This is a genomic window from Allobosea sp. (genome assembly GCF_048595345.1).
In the GTDB taxonomy this organism is placed as follows: domain Bacteria; phylum Pseudomonadota; class Alphaproteobacteria; order Rhizobiales; family Beijerinckiaceae; genus Allobosea.
On sequence record NZ_JBMDWH010000155.1, the window covers coordinates 1 to 17,850 of the forward strand.

General features: G+C 67.1%; 18 protein-coding genes and 1 pseudogene. 9 read left to right on the forward strand and 10 right to left on the reverse strand.

Annotated elements, in window-relative coordinates; all coding sequences use genetic code 11:
* Both ACOJTB_RS14360 and ACOJTB_RS14365 read left to right on the forward strand, forming a co-directional pair.
* Nucleotides 1-558: NAD(P)/FAD-dependent oxidoreductase (locus tag ACOJTB_RS14360; protein ID WP_420103207.1), on the forward strand; the 558-nt coding region annotated here is incomplete at its 5' end.
* Nucleotides 559-733: 175 nt separating this feature from the next.
* A complete protein-coding gene (locus ACOJTB_RS14365) occupies nt 734-1,624 on the forward strand; it encodes a LysR family transcriptional regulator (RefSeq protein WP_420103208.1) in 891 nt (296 codons plus the stop codon).
* 646 nt (nt 1,625-2,270) lie between these two features.
* On the opposite strand, the gene ACOJTB_RS14370 is transcribed toward ACOJTB_RS14365, so the two are convergent.
* The 4 genes and pseudogenes from ACOJTB_RS14370 to leuB form a co-directional block, all read right to left on the reverse strand.
* Nucleotides 2,271-2,822 carry an NADPH-dependent FMN reductase gene (locus ACOJTB_RS14370; RefSeq protein WP_420103209.1) on the reverse strand — a complete coding sequence of 184 codons (552 nt, stop codon included), beginning with the start codon at nt 2,820-2,822 and terminating at the stop codon, nt 2,271-2,273.
* A gap of 103 nt (nt 2,823-2,925) precedes the next feature.
* Nucleotides 2,926-3,498, reverse strand: coding sequence for a methylated-DNA--[protein]-cysteine S-methyltransferase (locus ACOJTB_RS14375; protein WP_420103210.1), 573 nt, complete (start codon nt 3,496-3,498; stop codon nt 2,926-2,928).
* 94 nt (nt 3,499-3,592) lie between these two features.
* Nucleotides 3,593-4,549 carry a protein-methionine-sulfoxide reductase catalytic subunit MsrP gene (msrP, locus tag ACOJTB_RS14380; protein ID WP_420103211.1) on the reverse strand — a complete coding sequence of 319 codons (957 nt, stop codon included), beginning with the start codon at nt 4,547-4,549 and terminating at the stop codon, nt 3,593-3,595.
* Nucleotides 4,550-4,681: 132 nt separating this feature from the next.
* Nucleotides 4,682-5,791 (reverse strand): annotated as a pseudogene (gene leuB, locus ACOJTB_RS14385) (3-isopropylmalate dehydrogenase).
* Between the two features lie 185 nt (nt 5,792-5,976).
* Here leuB and ACOJTB_RS14390 point away from each other — a divergent pair.
* A complete protein-coding gene (locus ACOJTB_RS14390; protein ID WP_420103212.1) occupies nt 5,977-6,492 on the forward strand; it encodes a DsrE family protein in 516 nt (171 codons plus the stop codon).
* A 169-nt stretch (nt 6,493-6,661) separates the two neighbouring features.
* On the opposite strand, the gene ACOJTB_RS14395 is transcribed toward ACOJTB_RS14390, so the two are convergent.
* From ACOJTB_RS14395 to ACOJTB_RS14405, 3 genes are all read right to left on the reverse strand, one after another.
* On the reverse strand, nt 6,662-8,251 hold the full coding sequence (locus tag ACOJTB_RS14395; RefSeq protein ID WP_420103213.1) for an ABC transporter substrate-binding protein: 1,590 nt from the start codon (nt 8,249-8,251) through the stop codon (nt 6,662-6,664).
* A 98-nt stretch (nt 8,252-8,349) separates the two neighbouring features.
* Nucleotides 8,350-8,736, reverse strand: a complete 387-nt coding sequence (locus ACOJTB_RS14400) for a RidA family protein (RefSeq protein WP_420103214.1) — start codon at nt 8,734-8,736, stop codon at nt 8,350-8,352.
* A 156-nt stretch (nt 8,737-8,892) separates the two neighbouring features.
* Entirely contained in the window at nt 8,893-10,101 is a 1,209-nt protein-coding gene (locus ACOJTB_RS14405; protein WP_420103215.1) for a lytic murein transglycosylase, read from the reverse strand.
* Between the two features lie 134 nt (nt 10,102-10,235).
* Between ACOJTB_RS14405 and ACOJTB_RS14410 the strand changes: the two genes are divergently transcribed.
* Together ACOJTB_RS14410 and ACOJTB_RS14415 are read left to right on the forward strand one after the other, a co-directional pair.
* Nucleotides 10,236-10,496 (forward strand): SemiSWEET transporter, encoded by a 261-nt coding sequence (locus ACOJTB_RS14410; protein WP_420103216.1) that lies wholly within the window; start codon nt 10,236-10,238, stop codon nt 10,494-10,496.
* A gap of 53 nt (nt 10,497-10,549) precedes the next feature.
* Nucleotides 10,550-10,846, forward strand: a complete 297-nt coding sequence (locus tag ACOJTB_RS14415; protein ID WP_420103217.1) for a hypothetical protein — start codon at nt 10,550-10,552, stop codon at nt 10,844-10,846.
* A gap of 4 nt (nt 10,847-10,850) precedes the next feature.
* Here the strand turns inward: ACOJTB_RS14415 and ACOJTB_RS14420 are convergent, their stop codons facing one another.
* The 3 genes from ACOJTB_RS14420 to ACOJTB_RS14430 form a co-directional block, all read right to left on the reverse strand.
* Entirely contained in the window at nt 10,851-11,987 is a 1,137-nt protein-coding gene (locus ACOJTB_RS14420; RefSeq protein WP_420103223.1) for a PQQ-dependent sugar dehydrogenase, read from the reverse strand.
* Nucleotides 11,988-12,254: 267 nt separating this feature from the next.
* Entirely contained in the window at nt 12,255-13,229 is a 975-nt protein-coding gene (locus ACOJTB_RS14425; RefSeq protein ID WP_420103218.1) for a Bug family tripartite tricarboxylate transporter substrate binding protein, read from the reverse strand.
* Nucleotides 13,230-13,314: 85 nt separating this feature from the next.
* Nucleotides 13,315-13,803, reverse strand: coding sequence for a YaiI/YqxD family protein (locus ACOJTB_RS14430; protein WP_420103224.1), 489 nt, complete (start codon nt 13,801-13,803; stop codon nt 13,315-13,317).
* 152 nt (nt 13,804-13,955) lie between these two features.
* Between ACOJTB_RS14430 and pdxY the strand changes: the two genes are divergently transcribed.
* The 4 genes from pdxY (at nt 13,956) to ACOJTB_RS14450 (ending at nt 17,700) form a co-directional block, all read left to right on the forward strand.
* Complete coding sequence (gene pdxY / locus ACOJTB_RS14435; protein ID WP_420103219.1) at nt 13,956-14,804, forward strand: pyridoxal kinase PdxY; 849 nt, start codon at nt 13,956-13,958, stop codon at nt 14,802-14,804.
* 161 nt (nt 14,805-14,965) lie between these two features.
* Nucleotides 14,966-16,075, forward strand: coding sequence for an endonuclease/exonuclease/phosphatase family protein (locus ACOJTB_RS14440; RefSeq protein ID WP_420103220.1), 1,110 nt, complete (start codon nt 14,966-14,968; stop codon nt 16,073-16,075).
* A gap of 9 nt (nt 16,076-16,084) precedes the next feature.
* A complete protein-coding gene (locus tag ACOJTB_RS14445; RefSeq protein ID WP_420103221.1) occupies nt 16,085-16,978 on the forward strand; it encodes a PhzF family phenazine biosynthesis protein in 894 nt (297 codons plus the stop codon).
* Entirely contained in the window at nt 16,975-17,700 is a 726-nt protein-coding gene (locus ACOJTB_RS14450) for an NUDIX hydrolase (protein ID WP_420103222.1), read from the forward strand. The genes ACOJTB_RS14445 and ACOJTB_RS14450 overlap by 4 nt, the downstream gene beginning before the upstream one ends.
* Nucleotides 17,701-17,850 lie beyond the last annotated feature (150 nt).

Genomic DNA, 17,850 nt, shown 5'->3' on the forward strand with positions numbered 1-17,850 from the left:
GCCACCTGCGACGGCTTCTTCTTCCGCAACAAGGAGGTCGTGGTCGTCGGCGGCGGCAACACCGCGGTCGAGGAGGCGCTCTATCTCGCCAACCTCGCCAGCAAGGTGACGCTGGTCCACCGCCGCGATTCGCTGCGTGCCGAGCGCGTGATGCAGGAGCGGCTGTTCAAGCATCCCAAGATCGAACTCGTCTGGGACAGCGAGATTGCCGAGATTTGCGGCACGACCCAGCCGCCGAACGTCACGCATCTGCGCCTGCGCAATCTCAAGAGCGGCGCCGAGAGCGAGCTGAAGGCGGATGGCGTCTTCGTCGCGATCGGCCACAAGCCGGCGACCGAGCTTTTCGCCGGCCAGCTGACGATGCGTGAAACCGGCTACCTCGAGGTCGAGCCCGGCACCACCAACACCAATATCCCGGGCGTCTTCGCGGCCGGCGACGTCACCGACGAGCATTACCGGCAGGCCGTCACCGCCGCGGGCATGGGCTGCATGGCCGCGCTCGATGCAGAGCGCTGGCTGTTGGCGACAGCGCTCGACCAGCGCGAGGCGGCCGAATAGCCGCGCTTTCGGCGAGCCGGCTCGCCGGAGCACAGGACGCGGCAAGTTCATCACAGAATTTGATGGATTACCTCACCAGATTCAGTCCCAAAAAGAACAATCTCTGTCTCACAGACATTGACGCACAACGACTTTATCCCCCAACATGCACAAAACGCATAACGGGGGACAAGCGGTGGATTGGGACCGCATTCGGATTTTTTATACCGTCGCCGAGTCGGGCAGCTTCACCAAAGCCGGTGACGTGCTCGGCCTCAGCCAGTCGGCCGTGAGCCGCCAGATCGGCGCGCTGGAGCGGGAGTTGCGCGCGCCGCTGTTTCACCGCCACACGCGCGGCCTGATCCTGACCGAGCAGGGCGAATTGCTCTGGCGCGCCGCCCGCGAGATGACGCAGCGGCTGGAGCGCACGCGCTCGCAGTTGTCGGAGACGCGCGAGCATCCGTCGGGAGAGCTCAAGGTCACGGCGACACGCGGCCTCGGCGGGCACTGGCTAACGCCGCGCCTGGCCGAATTCATGGATCTCTACCCGGATATCCGCGTCGAGCTGATCCTGACGGACGAGGAACTCGACCTCTCGATGCGCGAGGCCGACATCGCAATCCGGCTGCGCCAGCCGCAGCAGCCGGACCTGATCCAGCGCAAGCTCTTCACGGTGCATTTCCACGTCTACGCCGCGCCGGCCTATGTGAAGCGTTTCGGCGAGCCGAAGACCCATGAGGATCTCGACAACCACCGGATCCTCTCCTTCGGCGGCACCTCGCCATCCTATCTGATGGCGGTCCACTGGCTGGGATCGATCGGCCGCGATCCGCGCAGCCCCCGCCCGATCCACCTCATCGTCAACAACATCACGGCGATGAAGCGGGCGGTCGATTCGGGCGCCGGCATCGCCGTGCTGCCGGATTACCTGATCGAGGCCGGCTCACCGCTGGTGCAGCTGATGCGCGAAACCGAGATGCCGCAGCTCGAGAGCTATCTGGTCTATCCGGAAGAGATGAAGTCGGTCGCCCGCGTTCAGGTCTTCCGCGATTTCCTGATCCAGAAGGCCCAGCGCTGGACCTATTGAGCCGGCTGCCGGGCCTCGGGCGGTTGTGAGCCTGCCCGGTGGTCCGCCCCGGGCCTTCTTGGCCCCTTGCGGCGCCTGAAGCGCCGTTGGCTGCCGCGCATCGTCCCGGGCTTCCCACCAGGACGAGGCCTCGCCGGCGGTCGCGGCTTTGGGACGTCCCAGGCCATCGCGCATCGTCACGGAGGCGGTCGCGATGCTCTCGCGTCGCAATCTGCCCTCCGAACGCACATCGCATGGGCAAGCCTGCCACAAGACGCGCCGGGCAAACCCGATCACATCTGCCCAATCTGCACTGAACGCATATTTATCAATCGTTTAGGCACAAATTAGTCCCATATGGGCTTGAGGCATGCGATTGACGCATGACTGCCCCAAGATATGTTGCATTGCAAAACGGCAGGCCATGCCCAATATTGAAGCCACGGTTGTTCGGAACGGGCTCCGCTATCTCCTCCCGGCGTTGAGTTCGTTTCAGCCGTTCCCCTCTGAGATGTTTGGCGGTTGAGCCAGATGTTTCAAACTTTCAAAGCCGGCTCCCGCGAGGGACGCCGGCTTTTTTTTGCTGGGGCCCGCCTCGCACATGGCCTCAAAGAGAAAGGCACCGCCCTTCCGAGCGGTGCCTTACAGTTGATGGGAAGCCTGGCGATCAGGCGGCGAGCTTGCCGGCGATCCGCGCGAGATTGTCGACGAATCCCTGCAGGAAGCCGCGGGTCGTCTCGTCGGTGACGTTGTGCTCGGCGTCGAACATCCCGTCCTTGTAGGTGATGAAGACCTGACCGCCCACGACCACGCCTGCGAGATTGGTCATGATCATGCGCAGCTCCTGCTGGGCCGCGGCGGTGCCGGTCGCGCCGGCCGTGGTGCCCGTGACAGCGACGGTCTTGCCGGCCCAGGAGCTCTTGCCATAGGGGCGCGAGGCCCAGTCGATGGCGTTCTTGAGCACGGCCGGGATCGCGCGGTTATATTCCGGCGTCACGATCAGGATCGCGTCGGCCGCTTCGATCTCGCGCTTCAGGCGCAGCGTCGGCTCGGGTCGATTGGGCTCCAGATCCTGGTTGAACATCGGCAGATCGTCGATCTGGACGAAGGAGGGCTCGAAGGCACCCTCGCCCAGCTTGGCGAGCGCTTTCGCCAGCTTGAGGTTGAGCGACTCGCGGCGGTTGCTGCCGACGACGATGGCGAGCTTCAGTTTGGCCATGTTACCCTCGAAACGAAGTTGAGGCTGGCGACACTAGCCGCGCCGACGCCCGGCGCAAGCGCACGCCCGCAAGGGCCGCATTGCAACGATTCAACGAGGCGGTTCAGCGCGCGGCCGGCCGCGCCACCAGAGGCAGAGCCTCGAACAGGCCGGGCTCGGTGTCGGTGCGGGCCTTGTCGATGGTCAGGATCCGCAGCTTGGTCGAGACGCCGCCATCGGCGGAAAAGCCACCCGTCCGCCCGCCCGCCGCCAGCACGCGGTGGCAGGGCACGATGATCGGCCACGGGTTCTGGCCCAGCGCGACGCCGACCGCCCGTGCCGCGCCCGGCTCGCCGAGACGACGAGCCACTTCGCCATAGGTCAGCGTCTCGCCGGGCGGGATGGCGAGCGCGATCTCGTAGACCTTGCGGTGGAAAGGGGAGACTTGGTCGAGGGTGAGCGGCAGCTTCGACAGATCGCGCTTTTCGCCATCGAGCAGCGCCCTGATGCCCGCGACGGCCTCCCCAACGAAACCCTCGGCCGCTGCCTCCTGCGCCTGCGGAAAGCGCCGCGCCAGCCGCAGCCGGGCTGCCGCCTCGTCCGCCTCGGGAAGCTGAGCACCGATGAAGCGCTCGCCCTCCCAGACCAGCGCGCACAGGCCGATGGCGGTCTGGAAGAGGTGGAAATGCTGGCTCACGGCGTCATTCTAGGGCGAAGCGAAGCGTAGACCCGAGGATCTGCGACAGGAGATGCCCGGGTCAAGCCCGGGCACGACGAGCGCCGTCAGCAGCTCACATGAAGAGCTTCTCGCCCTCCAGCCCCTTGTAGAGGCCCGCGACCTGCTGCTCGTAGCCGTTGTAGATCAGCGTCGGCCGACGCTCGCGAGACCCCAGCACCTGCTCGCTCGCCTGGCTCCAGCGGGGATGCGGCACGGCCGGGTTCACATTGGCCCAGAAGCCGTATTCGGAGGCCTGCAGCCCCTCCCAGAAGGTCTTGGGCCGCTCCGCCACGAAGCTGATCTTGCGGATCGACTTGACCGATTTGAACCCGTATTTCCACGGCGTGATCAGCCGGATCGGCGCGCCGTGCTGCGTCGGCAGCGGCTTGCCGTAGATGCCGGTGACCAGCAGCGGCAGCTCGTTCGTTGCCTCGGCGATCGTCAGCCCCTCTGTATAGGGCCAGGGATACCAGCGCTGGTTTTGCCCCACCGCGACTCGAGGGTTCATGAAGGTCTCGAAGCGGATATATTTCGCGCCCGAGAGCGGCTTGGCCATCGCCACGAAGGCGGCGAGCGGAATGCCGGTCCACGGCACCGCCATCGCCCAGGCCTCGACGCAGCGGAAGCGATAGAGCCGCTCTTCCAGCGGCAGCTTGCGGACCAGATCGTCGAAGCCGATCTCGAAGGGCTTCTCCACCAGCCCGTCGACCTGGATCGACCAGGGCCGCACGGGCAGCTTCTGCGAAGCGTCGGCAATGTCCTTGGTCATGCCGAATTCGTAGAAGTTGTTGTAGTTGGCTGCGTCCTCCGCCTTGGTCAGCGGCACGTCGAGCTTATAGGCGTCGTTGCGCTTGGCCGGATAGAGATCGAGCGTCGGATCGGCCGCCTGCGCCCACGCCTCCCCAGCAAAGGCCGAGGCGGCGAGCACCCCCGCCCCGCCGGCCATCAGCTGGCGGCGATTGAGGAACACGCTTTCGGGCGTGGCTTCGCTTTCCGGCATTTCCCAGCCGGCACGGCGCTTGATCAGCATGACGGACTCGCCTCCGTTTCGTCGGGCCCGTTAGGCCACGAAAGCGCAGACGCGGCAATTCACGAGGGGGAGAGGAGAGGAGGCAGTCGGCAATCGGACTTATCCGACTGCCTATTGCCAATTGCCTCGAACTCAACCCCGCGCTTCGAGCGCCTTCACGATCGCCTGGCCCATCTCGGTGGTCGAGACGGCGTTGGCGCCCGGCGCCGCGATGTCCTTGGTGCGGGTGCCCGAACCCAGCACATCGGCGATCGCGCCCTCCAGCCTGTCGGCCGCTTCGCCGTTGCCGAAGGACTAGCGCAGCGCCATGGCGAACGAGCCGATCATCGCGATCGGGTTGGCGAGGCCCTTGCCGGCAATGTCGGGCGCCGAACCGTGGACGGGCTCGTAGAGCGCCTTGCGCTTGCCGGTGGCCGGGTCCTCGGCGCCAAGCGAGGCGGAGGGCAGCATGCCGAGCGAGCCGGTCAGCATCGCCGCCACGTCCGAGAGGATGTCGCCGAACAGGTTGTCGGTGACGATGACGTCGTATTGCTTGGGCCAGCGCACCAGCTGCATCGCGCAGTTGTCGGCCAGCACATGCTCGAGCTCGACATCGGCATATTCGGCGGCATGCAGCGCGGTCACCGTCTGCTTCCACAACACGCCGGTCTTCATGACGTTGTGCTTCTCGGCCGAGGAGACCTTGTTGCGGCGCGTGCGCGCCAGCTCGAAGGCGACGCGGGTGATCCGCTCGATCTCGGGCGTGGTGTAGAGCTGCGTGTCGACACCGCGCTTGGAGCCGTCCTCCAGCGTCACGATCTCCTTGGGCTCGCCGAAATAGACGCCGCCGGTGAGCTCGCGCACGATCAGGATGTCGAGGCCTTCGACCACCTCGGGCTTCAGCGACGAAGCCGAGGCCAGCGCCGGATAGCAGATCGCCGGACGCAGATTGGCGAACAGGCCGAGATCCTTGCGCAGGCGCAGCAGACCGGCTTCCGGCCGGTGCTGATAGGGCACATCCGCCCATTTCGGCCCGCCGACCGCGCCGAACAGCACGGCGTCGGCCTCCTGGGCCAGCTTCATGTCGCCTTCGGAGATCGCGGCCTTGTGCGCGTCATAGGCTGCGCCGCCGACGAGACCCTTCTCGATCTCGAAGGAGCCGAGACCCTGTCTGCCGAACCAGGAGACGATCTGCTCGACCTGGCCCATCACCTCGGGGCCGATGCCGTCGCCGGGGAGCAGCAGGAGCTTGTGGGTCGCCATGGTCGTCATGCCTCGTCTGGAAGAACCGTGTCCTCGCGCGGCTGATTAGAGCATCGGCCGGCAAAGGCAAATGCCCTGCCGTCACGGCGGCGCAACGCCCCGCGCATCGGCACGCGGCTTGAAACCTGCCGCTACGGAAGGGGCGCATGGCGCGGCCCCGTGCCGAAACGCGACGAACCCGCCCCATGACGACACGCAAGACCCGACTGATCTGGACGCTGCCGATCCTCGCCGCCACCGCGCTCTTCGGCTGGCGCTACGCCAATGGCAGCACCCGGCCCCACACGCCCGAGACGGTGAAGGCCATGCGCTTTGCGCCCTATGCGCAGCAGAAAGCGGTCTATCACGTCACCGAAGGCAGCGGCCTGATCGGTCATGGCCGCTATCGCAACCTGCTGCAGATCGCCCGCAATCATCTCCAGGCGGTCGGTGTCGGCCGCCTCGATCTGCGCGTCGTGCTGCAGGGCGATGGCGTCGAGCTGCTCGAACTGGCGAAGAGCGACAGCGACCTCGCCGTCCGCATCGACGCGCTGAAGCGCGACGGGGTTCGGTTCCTGATCTGCCGCAACACCATCATGGGCCGCGATCTCGACCCTGCGGAGCTTTACGGCGTCACCGCCGAGGACATTGTCCCGGCCGGCATCGCCGAAGCGACCTCTCTGGTCCAGCAGGGCTACGTCTACCTCAAGCCGCTCGGCTGAGCGGCGGCGGCTTATCGATATCCGAGGCCGCAAGGCCCCCGCCATCATCCCGGAGCAAGCGCCATCGGCCGTGGCGCTCCGGGATCCATCGGAGGGCTGAGGCGCCCCTCGATGAATCCCGGGGCAAGCCCGGGATGACCCGTGTTTCAGGAGCCCTCTCCGGCGGCGATCAGCCCGTCTTCTCCATGTTCCAGAAGAACTGCACCGGGGCGAGCACCATGCCTTTGAGGCTGGTGCGATAGGCCATGGGCTGCTGCACGAGGCCGCAGGGCGCATAGGGCACCACCTCGAAGCCGCGACGCTCGATCTGCGCGGCGATCTCCTTCTGCTTGGCCTCCTCCGGGGTCGCGATCCACTGGTCGCGCAGCCCTTCCATCGTGGCGTCCTCGGGCCAGCCGAAGAAGGCCGAACCGCCATTGGCGCGCATCAGCGGATGCAGCGCCGGGTTCAGCGTGTCGGCGCAGGACCAGAGCGTGTGAAAGAGCGACCATCCGCCCTGATCGGGGAGGCCGCGATTGGCGCGGCGGCCGATGAAGCTCGCCCAGTCCGTCGCGACGAGCTCGACATTGAAGCCGAGCTTCTTCAGCAGATCCTCGGTCACCATGCATTGCTGATAGGCGATGGGCTGGTCGGACGGGGCCAGCAGCACGACCTTCTCGCCCTTGTAGCCCGCCTCCTTGAGCATGGCCCTGGCCTTGTCGAGATCGGCAGGCAGCGCCTCCTTGCCGCCGGCCCCGGTCGACATCGGCGAGCCGGGGGTGAAGAAGGTCTTCGCCTCCTGGTAATAGGCCTTGTCGCCGACGACGGCGTCCATGTAGTCGGTCTGCTTGATCGCGGCCATCACAGCCCGCCGCACGCCCGGATTGTTGAAGGGCGGCTGCAGATGGTTGAAGCGCATCACCAGGAACAGCCCCAGCGGCACGTTCTGGATCACCACATCCTTGCTCTGCTTCAGCACCGGGAGCAGGTCGACCGGCGGCTGCTCGTACCAATCCACCTCGCCCTTGGTCAGCGCACCGACGGCCGCGCCAGGCTCGGTGAGCGCCAGCCACTCGATGCGGTCGATCTTGGCGACCTTGCCGCCAGCGGCCCAGGACGGCGCCTCCTCGCGCGGCCTGTAGGCGGCGAAGCGCTCATAGACCGCGTTCTGGCCCGGAATCCACTGCTTGTCGGCGAAACGCCACGGGCCGGAGCCGATGGCCTCGGTGATCGGCTTCATCGCATCCGTCATCGCGATGCGCTCGGGCATGATGAAGGGCACGTTGGAGGAGAGCTTGCCGAGCGCGGCCGGCAGCATCGGGAAGGGCTTCTTCAGCTTGATGCGGAAGCTGCGCTGGTCGATCGGCTCATAGGCCTCGACGAAGATGGCAAAGGTCTGGCCGAAGGCGTCGCGCTTCGACCAGCGAGCGATCGAGGCGATGCAGTCCTTGGACGTCACCGGCTGCCCGTCATGGAAGGAGAGCCCGTCGCGCAGCGCGAAGCTCCAGCTCAAACCGTCGCCGGATGTCTCCCAGCTTTCCACCATCTGCGGTTTGATGCCGAACTGAGCATCGGTGGCGAAAAGCGTATCATATATCAGGTAGCCGTGATTGCGGATGACATAGCTCGTTAGGGTGATCGGATCGAGCGAAGGCAGCGGCGTCGATGGAATGAAGCGGAGCGTCGCAGCACTTCCCTGAGAAAAACTGGAATTCGGCATAAAAGCGGTGGCTGCGAGCGCTCCTGCACCCTTGAGCACGTTGCGACGGCTGGCGGTCATGATCCCTCTCCCCTGTTGCGGACCATCGCCCGCGCGAGCAGGTCCGACGCAAGAGATATACCAGCAACATGATGCCTGCGGGAGTCCGTGCCGCCCCGTCAGCGGGCGAGCCGCGCCGTCACCTCGATCTCGACCTTCATCTCGGGCTTCAGCAGCCCGGCGATCACATAGATGCCCGCCGCCGGGCGGATCTCCCTGAAGACCTCGCCGCAGACGCCGAGCACCGGCTCGCAGAAGCTCCGGTCGGTGACGAAATACTGGGCGCGCACCACCTGCGCGAGGGATGATCCGGCCTCCGCCAGCACGCCTTCGATCGTCCTGAAGATGTTGCGCGCTTGCTCGGCCGCATCCTCCGGCATGGTCATCGTGGCGTAGTCGTATCCGGTGGTGCCCGAAACGAAGACCAGATCGCCGTCGATCACGGCGCGCGAATAGCCGAAAGCGCGCTCGAAGGGCGAACCGGTGGAAATGAGACTGCGGGTCATGACGGTCGCTTTCTCCCGAATCGGGTGAGCCCTCATTCTGAGGAGCAGCCCAAGGCTGCGTCTCGAAGGATGCTCCAGCAAGTGCAGGAGCGTTCCACTCGAGCATCCTTCGAAACGCCGCTGAAGCGGCTTCTCAGGATGAGGGCTCGGCGGAATTCAAACCCGCCCGGCCTTCAGCGCGCGCAGCACCTTCTCGCCCGGCCGCCCCGTCGGGGACATCCCGATCTTGGCCTCGACATCCTTGATCGCCGCGCGCGTGAGCGAGCCCACGGCACCGTCCGGCTCGCCGACATTGTAGCCGCGCGCGATCAGGAGGCGCTGCAATTCGCGCCGCTGCTCGCGCGAGAGCGGCAGGTCGTCGGTCGGCCACCGCCCCTGCACGCCGGGCTTGCCGCGCAGCCGGTCTGAGAGCAGCGAGATGGCGAGCGCATAGGAATCCGCGCCATTGTAGCTGTAGGCGGCGTCGTAGTTCTTGAAGACGAGGAAGGCCGGTCCCTCGCGGCCCGCCGGCATCAGCAGCCCGGCATTGCCGGTGCCGTCCAGCCGCGAGCCATCATATTTAACGATCCCCTGCGCCGCCCAATGGGAAAGCGGCTTCTTCGGGTTGCGGCCGGTCGGCCCGCGATAGCCATCCGGCACGCGCACCTCGTAGCCCCAGGTCGCGCCGGTGACCCATCCGGCCTTGTCCATGAAATTGGCGGTGGAGTGCAGCGCGTCGGGGATGGAATCGACCAGATCGCGACGCCCGTCGCCATCGCCGTCCACCGCGAGGCGCAGATAGGTCGAGGGAATGAACTGGGTGTGGCCGAAGGCGCCGGCCCAGGAGCCGAAGAGCCGCTCGGGTCGCACATCCCCGCGCTGGATGATCTTCAGCGTCGCGATGAGCTCGCCCTTGAAGAAGGCATTGCGGCGCGGCGCGAGGCACGCCCCGGTCGAGAGCGCCTGCACCAGCGGCATCTTGCCACGCGCCTTGCCGAAATCGCTCTCCACGCCCCAGACGGCGGCAATGGTGTGGCGGTCGACGCCGAAGCGCTGCTCGGCGGCGGCGAAGACTGAGGCGTATTGGCGCAGCATGGCGCGCCCCTCCGCCACCTTCTCGTCGTCGACCAGCGTGCCGAGATAATCCCAGATCGGCGTCTTGAACTCCGGCTGGTTGTTCATCGCCTCGATGACCTTCATGTCCGGCTCGACGCCGGCCATGGCGCTGTCGAAAACGCTGGTCGAGACGCCGGCGGCAGCGGCATCGCCGCGAAGCCCGGCGAGGCAGGACTGGAAGCTGCCCTGGGCGGCGGCGGGGCCGGCTCCCATCAACAGCGGAAGGGTCGCGAGGGCAGCCGCGGAAAATGCGATGTGGAAGGCGCGCATGGGTCTCCACCGATTCGAGGACATTGGCGGGCAGGCTAGGCGAGCGTGGTTAACGGAGGTTAACGCCGCAAGAATGGCGCGCAGGATGACGAAAGCCGCTATGCGGGAGCGTCCCGCCGCCAGCGATTCGCACCATGTCTCCCGCCCTCGTCGACATCATCGGCTTCGCCGCCGCCACGCTGACCACGCTGTGCTGGCTGCCGCAGGCCTGGCGCACCATCCGCACGCGCGACACCCGCGCGATCTCGCTTTGGACGCAGGTGCTCTTCGCCTGCGGGATCGCGCTGTGGCTCGCCTATGGCATCATGATCCTGTCCTGGCCGGTCGTCATCGCCAACACGCTGACGCTGGGCCTCGTTCTGGTCATCATCGCCATGAAGCTGCGCTTCGGCTGAGCCGCCCGTCTTCTCCGAAAAGCCCGATATCCCGAAGACCCGAAGGACCGCCGATGCGCTCTTTGCTCGTCGCCGCCGCGCTCATGGCCGGCACCGTCTCCGCTCTGGCCGGCCCGACCTGCAGCCCGGGTGATTCCTCGGCGCAGATCCTCGCCTCGGCCACCATCGGCGACACCCACCCCGCCTTCGTCCACAAGCGTGTCGCCTATGGCTGGTCGCTGCAGGTCAGGCGCGAGGACCATGACGATGCCGGCATGACCTATTATGTCGGCGATCTCTACGACGCGCAGGGCAAGCTCTCGACGAAGAATGTCTTCGTGCTGGAGAGCGAGTGGGACTGCGGGCCTTGAGGGTTCAGCCCGCCGGCTTCACCCGCAGCACCTTTCCGTCATCCTCATCCGTCAGCAGGTAGAGGAAGCCGTCCGGCCCCTGCCGCACATCGCGGATGCGGGCACCGATATCGGTCAGGAGCCGCTCCTCGCCGGTGACCTTTTCGCCGTCCGTGGACAGCCGCGCGAGCTGGCTGCCGGCGAGCGCGCCGACGAAGAGGGAATTTGTCCAAGCCGGCCAGACCGGACCGGTGTAGAACGCCGCGCCCGAGGGCGCGATCGACGGGTCCCAGTAGAAAAGCGGCTGTTCCATGCCGGGCTTGGCCGTGCCCTCGCCGATCTTCGCTCCTGAATAATCGACGCCGTAGCTGATCACGGGCCAGCCGTAATTCAGGCCCGCCTTCGGTGTGTTGATCTCGTCGCCGCCGCGCGCGCCATGCTCGGCCGTCCAGATCTGCCCGGTCTGCGGATGCAGCGCCGCGCCCTGCACGTTGCGATGACCGATCGACCAGATCTCCGCCGCCCAGCCCGGCTTTTTCGGGTTGTCGGACGGCACGCTGCCATCGGGACGGATGCGGACCAGCTTGCCGATATGGTTCGCCGGGTTCTGCGACTGGTCGCGCTGGCTGAAGCGCTCGCCGAGCGTCACGAACAGCGCGCCCGTACGATCGAAGACCAGCCGCGAGCCGAAATGCATGTTGGAATTCACCGTCGGCATCTGCCGAAAGATCACCGCGGTGTCGGTGAGCGCCGTGCCCTGCTCGTTCAGCCGGCCGCGCGCCACACTGGTGCCGTTGCCGTTCGGGCGGGGCTCGGCGAAGGAGAGGTAGACGAGGCGGCTGCGCGCAAAATCGGGATCGAGCGCTACGTCGAGCAAACCGCCCTGCCCGCGCGCCATCACATTCGGCACGCCGGTGATCGGCCGCGACAGCGTCCCATCCGTCCCGACGAGCCGCAGCCGTCCCGGCCGTTCCGTGACAAGCATCCGCCCGTCCGGCAGGAAGGTCATCCCCCAGGGATGTTCCAGCCCGCTCGCCACCGTCTCGACGGCAAGATCGCCTGCGCTCGATGGATAGCGCTTCTGCGCGCAAGCCGGCGCCTGCCAGAGCGCGAGGCTCAGCCCCGCCGCCAGTGCCATCGCGATCCGTCCACTTCCGATCATCCCGCCCGCTCCCTCTGCTGCCTTGGCAGATAGGAAGAACGGCGCGAGGCGCCAATCGTTGCTCACGCCCTTGTCAGGATGGAGCCGGTCAAGGTTTCGAGCCCATCGGCCGGATCAGGAATGACGCAGCCAGCCCTCGTCCTGAGGAGGCCCGAAGGGCCGTCGAAGGGAGATCGAGACGTCTCCGGAGCCTCCTGAACCATCCTTCGAGACGCCGCATGCCGCGGCTCCTCAGGATGAGGGCTCAGGCCGCCCCGGTGCTCTGGACTACTCCGCCTTCACACCCGCATCCGTGATGATCTGCTTCCAGGTGGCGATTTCCTGGAGGTGGTAGGGGCGGAAGGTCGCGGGATCACGCACCTTCAGGGTGAAGCCGAGCTTGATGATGGCGTCGCGCGTCGCCGGCTTGTTGAGCGAGGCGATGATCGCCTTGGAGAGCGTGTCGAGCACCGGCTCCGGAACTTTCGCCGGGGCGAAGAAGGCCGCCCAGGAATCGGCATCGGCATTGGTGACGCCCTGTTCGCGCAGCGTCGGCAGGTCCCTGGCCTGCGGATTGCGCTCCGGGCTGGCGATGGCGATGCCGCGAAGAGCACCGGCATTGATCTGCTCCAGCACGCTCGGCAGCGTCGAATTGGCAATGTCGATACGCCCGCCGATCAATTCCTGCACCAGCGGCGCCGCACCCCGGAAGGGCACATGCGTCATCTTGATGCCCGTGCGCTGCATGAACAGCTCCATCGCCAAATGCGAACCGGAGCCGATCCCGGTGGAGCCGTAATTGAGCTTGCCCGGATCGGCCTTGGCGAGTGCGATCAGCTCCTGAATGGTCTTCGCGGGAAGATCCTTGCGCGTGACGAAGGCATGCTCGAAGGCGCCGACGCCGGCCAGCGGCGCGAAATCCTTCACCGCATCGTAGCCCGGCTCCTTCAGCAGGAACATGTTGTTGCCATGCGTCTGGTTGTTGCCGAAGACGATGGTGTAGCCGTCTGCCACCGCGTGGGCGACGGCGCGCGTACCGACCGCGCCCGACGCACCGGCCCGGTTGTCGACGATGACGTTCTGGCCCAGCGAGGCCGACAGATCCTGCGCCACGAAACGTGCGATCGCATCGGTCGGCCCACCCGCCGGATAAGGGACGATGATCGTCACCGGCTTGCTCGGAAAGCTCTGCGCGCGCGCCGCCGACGGCGCGAAGACTGCGCCGGCCATGAGGCCGAGCGTGGAACGGCGGGTCAGCGACATAGCATTCCTCCCAAGGCCCGATCTGCGACGGGCTCGGGCGAGCTTTAGGAAGAAATGCTTTCTCCGTAAAGCGCTGGGCGAAAGCCTAAATTTCTCCGGACGAGGCGAACCCTGCCCGCTTCAGCCTTTGCACCGCCACATCCAGCGCCTGCAGGAAGGCCGAGCGGTCCTTCGGCGAGAACGGCTTTGGTCCGCCGCCGGCCACGCCCATCGCCCGCAGATCCTCCATCATGTCGCGCGTCGCCAGCGCCATGCCGATCGAGGCCTCGGTGAAGGGCTTGCCGGTCGGCCCGATGACCTCGGCACCGGCCTTGATGCAGCGGTCGGCGAGCGGGATATCGGCCGTGATCACGATCGCGCCCCGGCCAACCCGCTCGGCGATCCAGTCATCGGCGGCGTCGAAATTGCCCGGCACGATCACGCGCTCGATCCAGGGCTCGCGCGGCACGTTGAGGAAGCTGTTGGCGACGACGAAGACATGCAGCCCGTGCCGGCCGGCGACGCGATAGATCTCGTCCTTCACCGGGCAGGCATCGGCATCCACATAGATCGCGATGGCGGAGGCGCGCGTCATCCGCCAGCGCATCGCATGGCGCGGGGGCACGACGCAAATCCGCAGCAGGGCCGGCGCCGGGCGTTGATCGTCCTCATCACCGCTTTCGATTGGCGCAACGCGCGGGAGCGGCTAGTTTTCTCCCTCCCGCCCGAAGCGTCATCGGTCAGCCTATGAATATCCTCTCGATCCAGTCCCATGTCGCCTATGGGCATGTGGGCAACGCCTCCGCCGTGTTCCCGATGCAGCGCCTGGGGGTGGAGGTCTGGCCGATCCATACGGTGCAGTTCTCCAACCACACCGGCTACGGCGCCTGGAAGGGCCGCGTCTTCGACGGCGGCATGATCGACGAGGTGATGGAGGGCATCGCCGAGCGCGGCGTGCTGGCGAACTGCGATGGCGTCATCTCGGGCTATATGGGCTCGGCCGATATCGGCCATGCGATCCTCTCGGCGGTGGCCGGCGTGCGCACGGCCAATCCCAGGGCGCTCTATTGCTGCGACCCGGTGATCGGCGATGTCGGGCGCGGGATCTTCGTGCGCCCGGGGATCCCCGAATTCATGCGCGAGCAGGCGGTGCCGGCGGCCGATATCGTGACGCCCAACCAGTTCGAGCTCGAATTGCTGACCGATATCGGCATTACCGCGATCGCCGATGCCCACCGCGCCGTCGAAGCGCTGCGCGATGCCGGCCCCAAGGTGGTGCTGGTCACCTCGCTCGTCACCGAGGAGACGCCCGAGGACGCGATCGACCTGATGGCCAGCGACGAAAGCGGCAGCTGGCGGGTGCGCACGCCCAAGCTCGATGTCAGCGTCAACGGCGCGGGCGACGCCATCGCGGCGCTGTTCTTCACCCATTATCTGCGCGAGCGCTCGGCCGCCGCGGCGCTGAGCAAGGCCGCCTCCTCGATCTACGGTCTGCTGAAGCGCACCAAGGAAGCCGGCTCGCGCGAAATCCTCACGGTCGCCGCGCAGGACGAGTTCGTGATGCCCTCGCGCGTGTTCGAGCCCGAGGCGATCTGAGGCGTGGCGGTTTTCCCCGGAAGCACCGCGTCGTCCCGGGCTTGCCCCGGGATCCATCGGAGGGCTCCGGAGCTCGACGATGGATCCCGGAGCGGCGCTGCTTCGCGGCTTGTCCGGGATGACGGAGCGGTTCGGCCGCCCCTCCGGCGAGGCCCCGCCCGATGAAACTCCGCATCGGCACCTTCAATGTCGAGAATTTGCTGACCCGGCATCGCTTCGAGCAGAGCGGGCGCAGCGAGACGGCGGCGGCGATGTCGCTGTTCCACTTCCCGCGCGCCGACGAGCGCGACGCGGTGGAGCGCTCGCTGGCGGTGGCGCTGGAGGACGACAAGCGCCAGATGACGGCGCTCGCCATCGCGGAGGCGGGAGCCGATCTGTGGATGCTGCAGGAGGTCGATTCGCTCGCCAGCCTGCAGGCCTTCTTCGCCAACTACGTCCACCGCATCGCCGATCACCGCTACGGCCATTTCACCCTGATCGATGGCAACGACCGGCGCAGCATCGATATCGGCTTCGCCGGGCGTCGCGACCTGTTCGGCCCTGGTCAGGTCCGCGCCGTCTCGCACAAGGAGCTGAGCTTCGCCGAAGCCGGCGTCCATGACGACGACCTCGCGGCGCTCGGGATTCCGCGCGCCGGCAAGGTCTTCGCCCGCGACTGCCTCGAGATCGCGCTGGATCTCGGCGGGCGCCGGCTGACCCTGTTCGGCTGCCACTTCAAATCCATGAACAATGGCCGCGAGGATGGCCGGCAGGTCACGCTGCCGGTGCGGCGGGCCGAGGCGCGGGCGGTGCGTTTCCTGATCGAGCAGCGTTTCGGCACCGGCTGGCGGGAGGCGAACTGGATCGTCCTCGGCGATCTCAACGGCTATCGCCACGGGCTGGGGCCGCTGGCCGCCCCGGTCGACGAGGGGCCGAGCGGAATCGAGCCGCTGCTGGAAGATTTCGCCGTCGATCCGGCCGAGGCCCTGCCGGTCCACGAGCGCTGGACGCATTTCCGCCGCTACTGGTCGGAGGCGCAGCAGCGGCTGATCGACAGCCATATGCCGCTCGACCACATCCTGCTGTCGCCGGCGCTCGCCGCGGCCAACCCGGCACCCGCCATGGGCATGATCCGGCGCGGTCTGCCCTATCGCGTCCCGCTCGACCCGCGCGAGCCCGACCGCTCCATGGGCAGGCTCGCCACCGCCGGCGACCGCTATCCCCGCGTCGGCTGGGACCGGCCCAAGGCTTCCGACCATTGCCCCCTGACCATCGACCTGACGATTCCCTGAGGATTGCCGATGAAACGCCGCTTCGTCACGCTCGACGTCTTCACCACACGCCGCCATGCCGGCAATCCGCTCGCCGTGGTGCTGGAGGCCGGGGGGCTAGACACCGAGGCGATGCAGACCATCGCCCGCGAGTTCAATCTCTCCGAGACCGTCTTCATTCTGCCGCCGGAGAACCCCGCGCATCGCGCCAGTCTGCGCATCTTTACGCCGGGCGGGGAGCTTCCCTTCGCCGGACATCCCACGGTCGGCACGGCCGTCTGGCTCGCGTTACATGACGATGCCGCCGGCTCCCTGCCCGAAATGCTGGTGCTGGAGGAGAAAGTCGGGCCGGTCTCCTGCGCCGTGGAGGTGAAGGGCAGCCATGCCGGCCATGCCGTCTTCACCCTGCCGCGCCTGCCCGAACGGCTCGGCGAGGCTCCGGCCATCGCCGCCCTGGCGGCGGCCACCGGCCTCGCGGAGAGCGACATCGGCTTCGACCACCATGTGCCGGCCCTCTACTCGGCCGGCGTGCCCTTCCTCTTCGTTCCCGTCGCGACCCGCGAGGCGGTCGCGCGCGCCAAGCCGCAGGCGGCCGAATGGCAGGCGGCGATCGGACAGGGCGGCGCTTTCCTCTACACCAGGGAAACCGCCGAGCCCGGCCATGCCTATCACGCCCGCATGTTCTGGCCGGGCACCGGCATCGGCGAGGATCCCGCGACGGGCGGCGCGTCGGCTGCCTTTGCCGGCGTGGTGATGGCCTATGACCGGCCGGGCGACGGCGACCACCGCTTCGTCATCGAGCAGGGCTACGAGATGGGCCGCCCCTCGCAGATCACGCTGGAGATGAGCGTGCGCGGCGGGGTTCTCGCCTCGGCCCGGATCGGCGGCTCGGCCGTGCTGGTCAGCGAAGGCGTGCTGCTGTGAGCGCACCGGTCGTCGATGGCGCCATCCTGCAGCTGGAGGCCGTCGAGGCCAGTTTCGCGCCCTATGATTGGCCTTATGCACGCGAGAATGCAGAGGCCGTCGCCGCCCATTGGGCGAAACTCAGCGCCGGCAAGCCGGCCATGTTCGATGGCCGCATTCTGCTCCAGCACTGGGCGGCGCTGCGCGGCGGCGTGTTCGAGGCGCAGTATTTCGAGACGTCCTATTCCAGCTTCATGGCTTGGCGCGATGACGGCTTCCCCGGCCAGGTCGTCCGCAACGGCTTCGCGATGGCCGCGCTGCAGGCGAGCGACGGCGCCTTTCTCTGCGGCAAGATGGGCGAGCACACCGCCAATGCCGGCAAGGTCTATTTCGCCGCCGGCACGCCCGATCGCGCCGATCTGCGCGCCGACGGCACGGTCGATCTCGCCGGCAGCGTCACCCGTGAGCTGGAGGAGGAGACCGGGCTGCACCGGGGCGAGGTGACGGTGGGCGAGGGCTGGACGGCCCTGGTCGAGCGAGGTCGCATCGCCTTCATGCGGCCCGTGACGATCGACCTGCCGGCGGCCGAGGCGCGGGCGCTCATGCTGGAGCGCATGCGGACGCTGGAGGAGGAGGAGCTCTCCGACATCATCGTCATCCGCAGCATGGCCGACACCGAAGCCCATGACATGCCGCTCTTCATGCGGCTCTACCTCGCCCACCGCTTCGGCGACGATGCCTGACGGGACCGGGAATTCATGCCGGTTGTGAAAAACATCAGGCAGTTGCGCTTGCGATCATCGCCCCCGAGTCATAAACCACCCGCGCGCCGCTGACGGCGCGCAATCCTTGCCGCTCCTGCCGGAGATCAGTCCCATGGCCTTCCTTGCCGA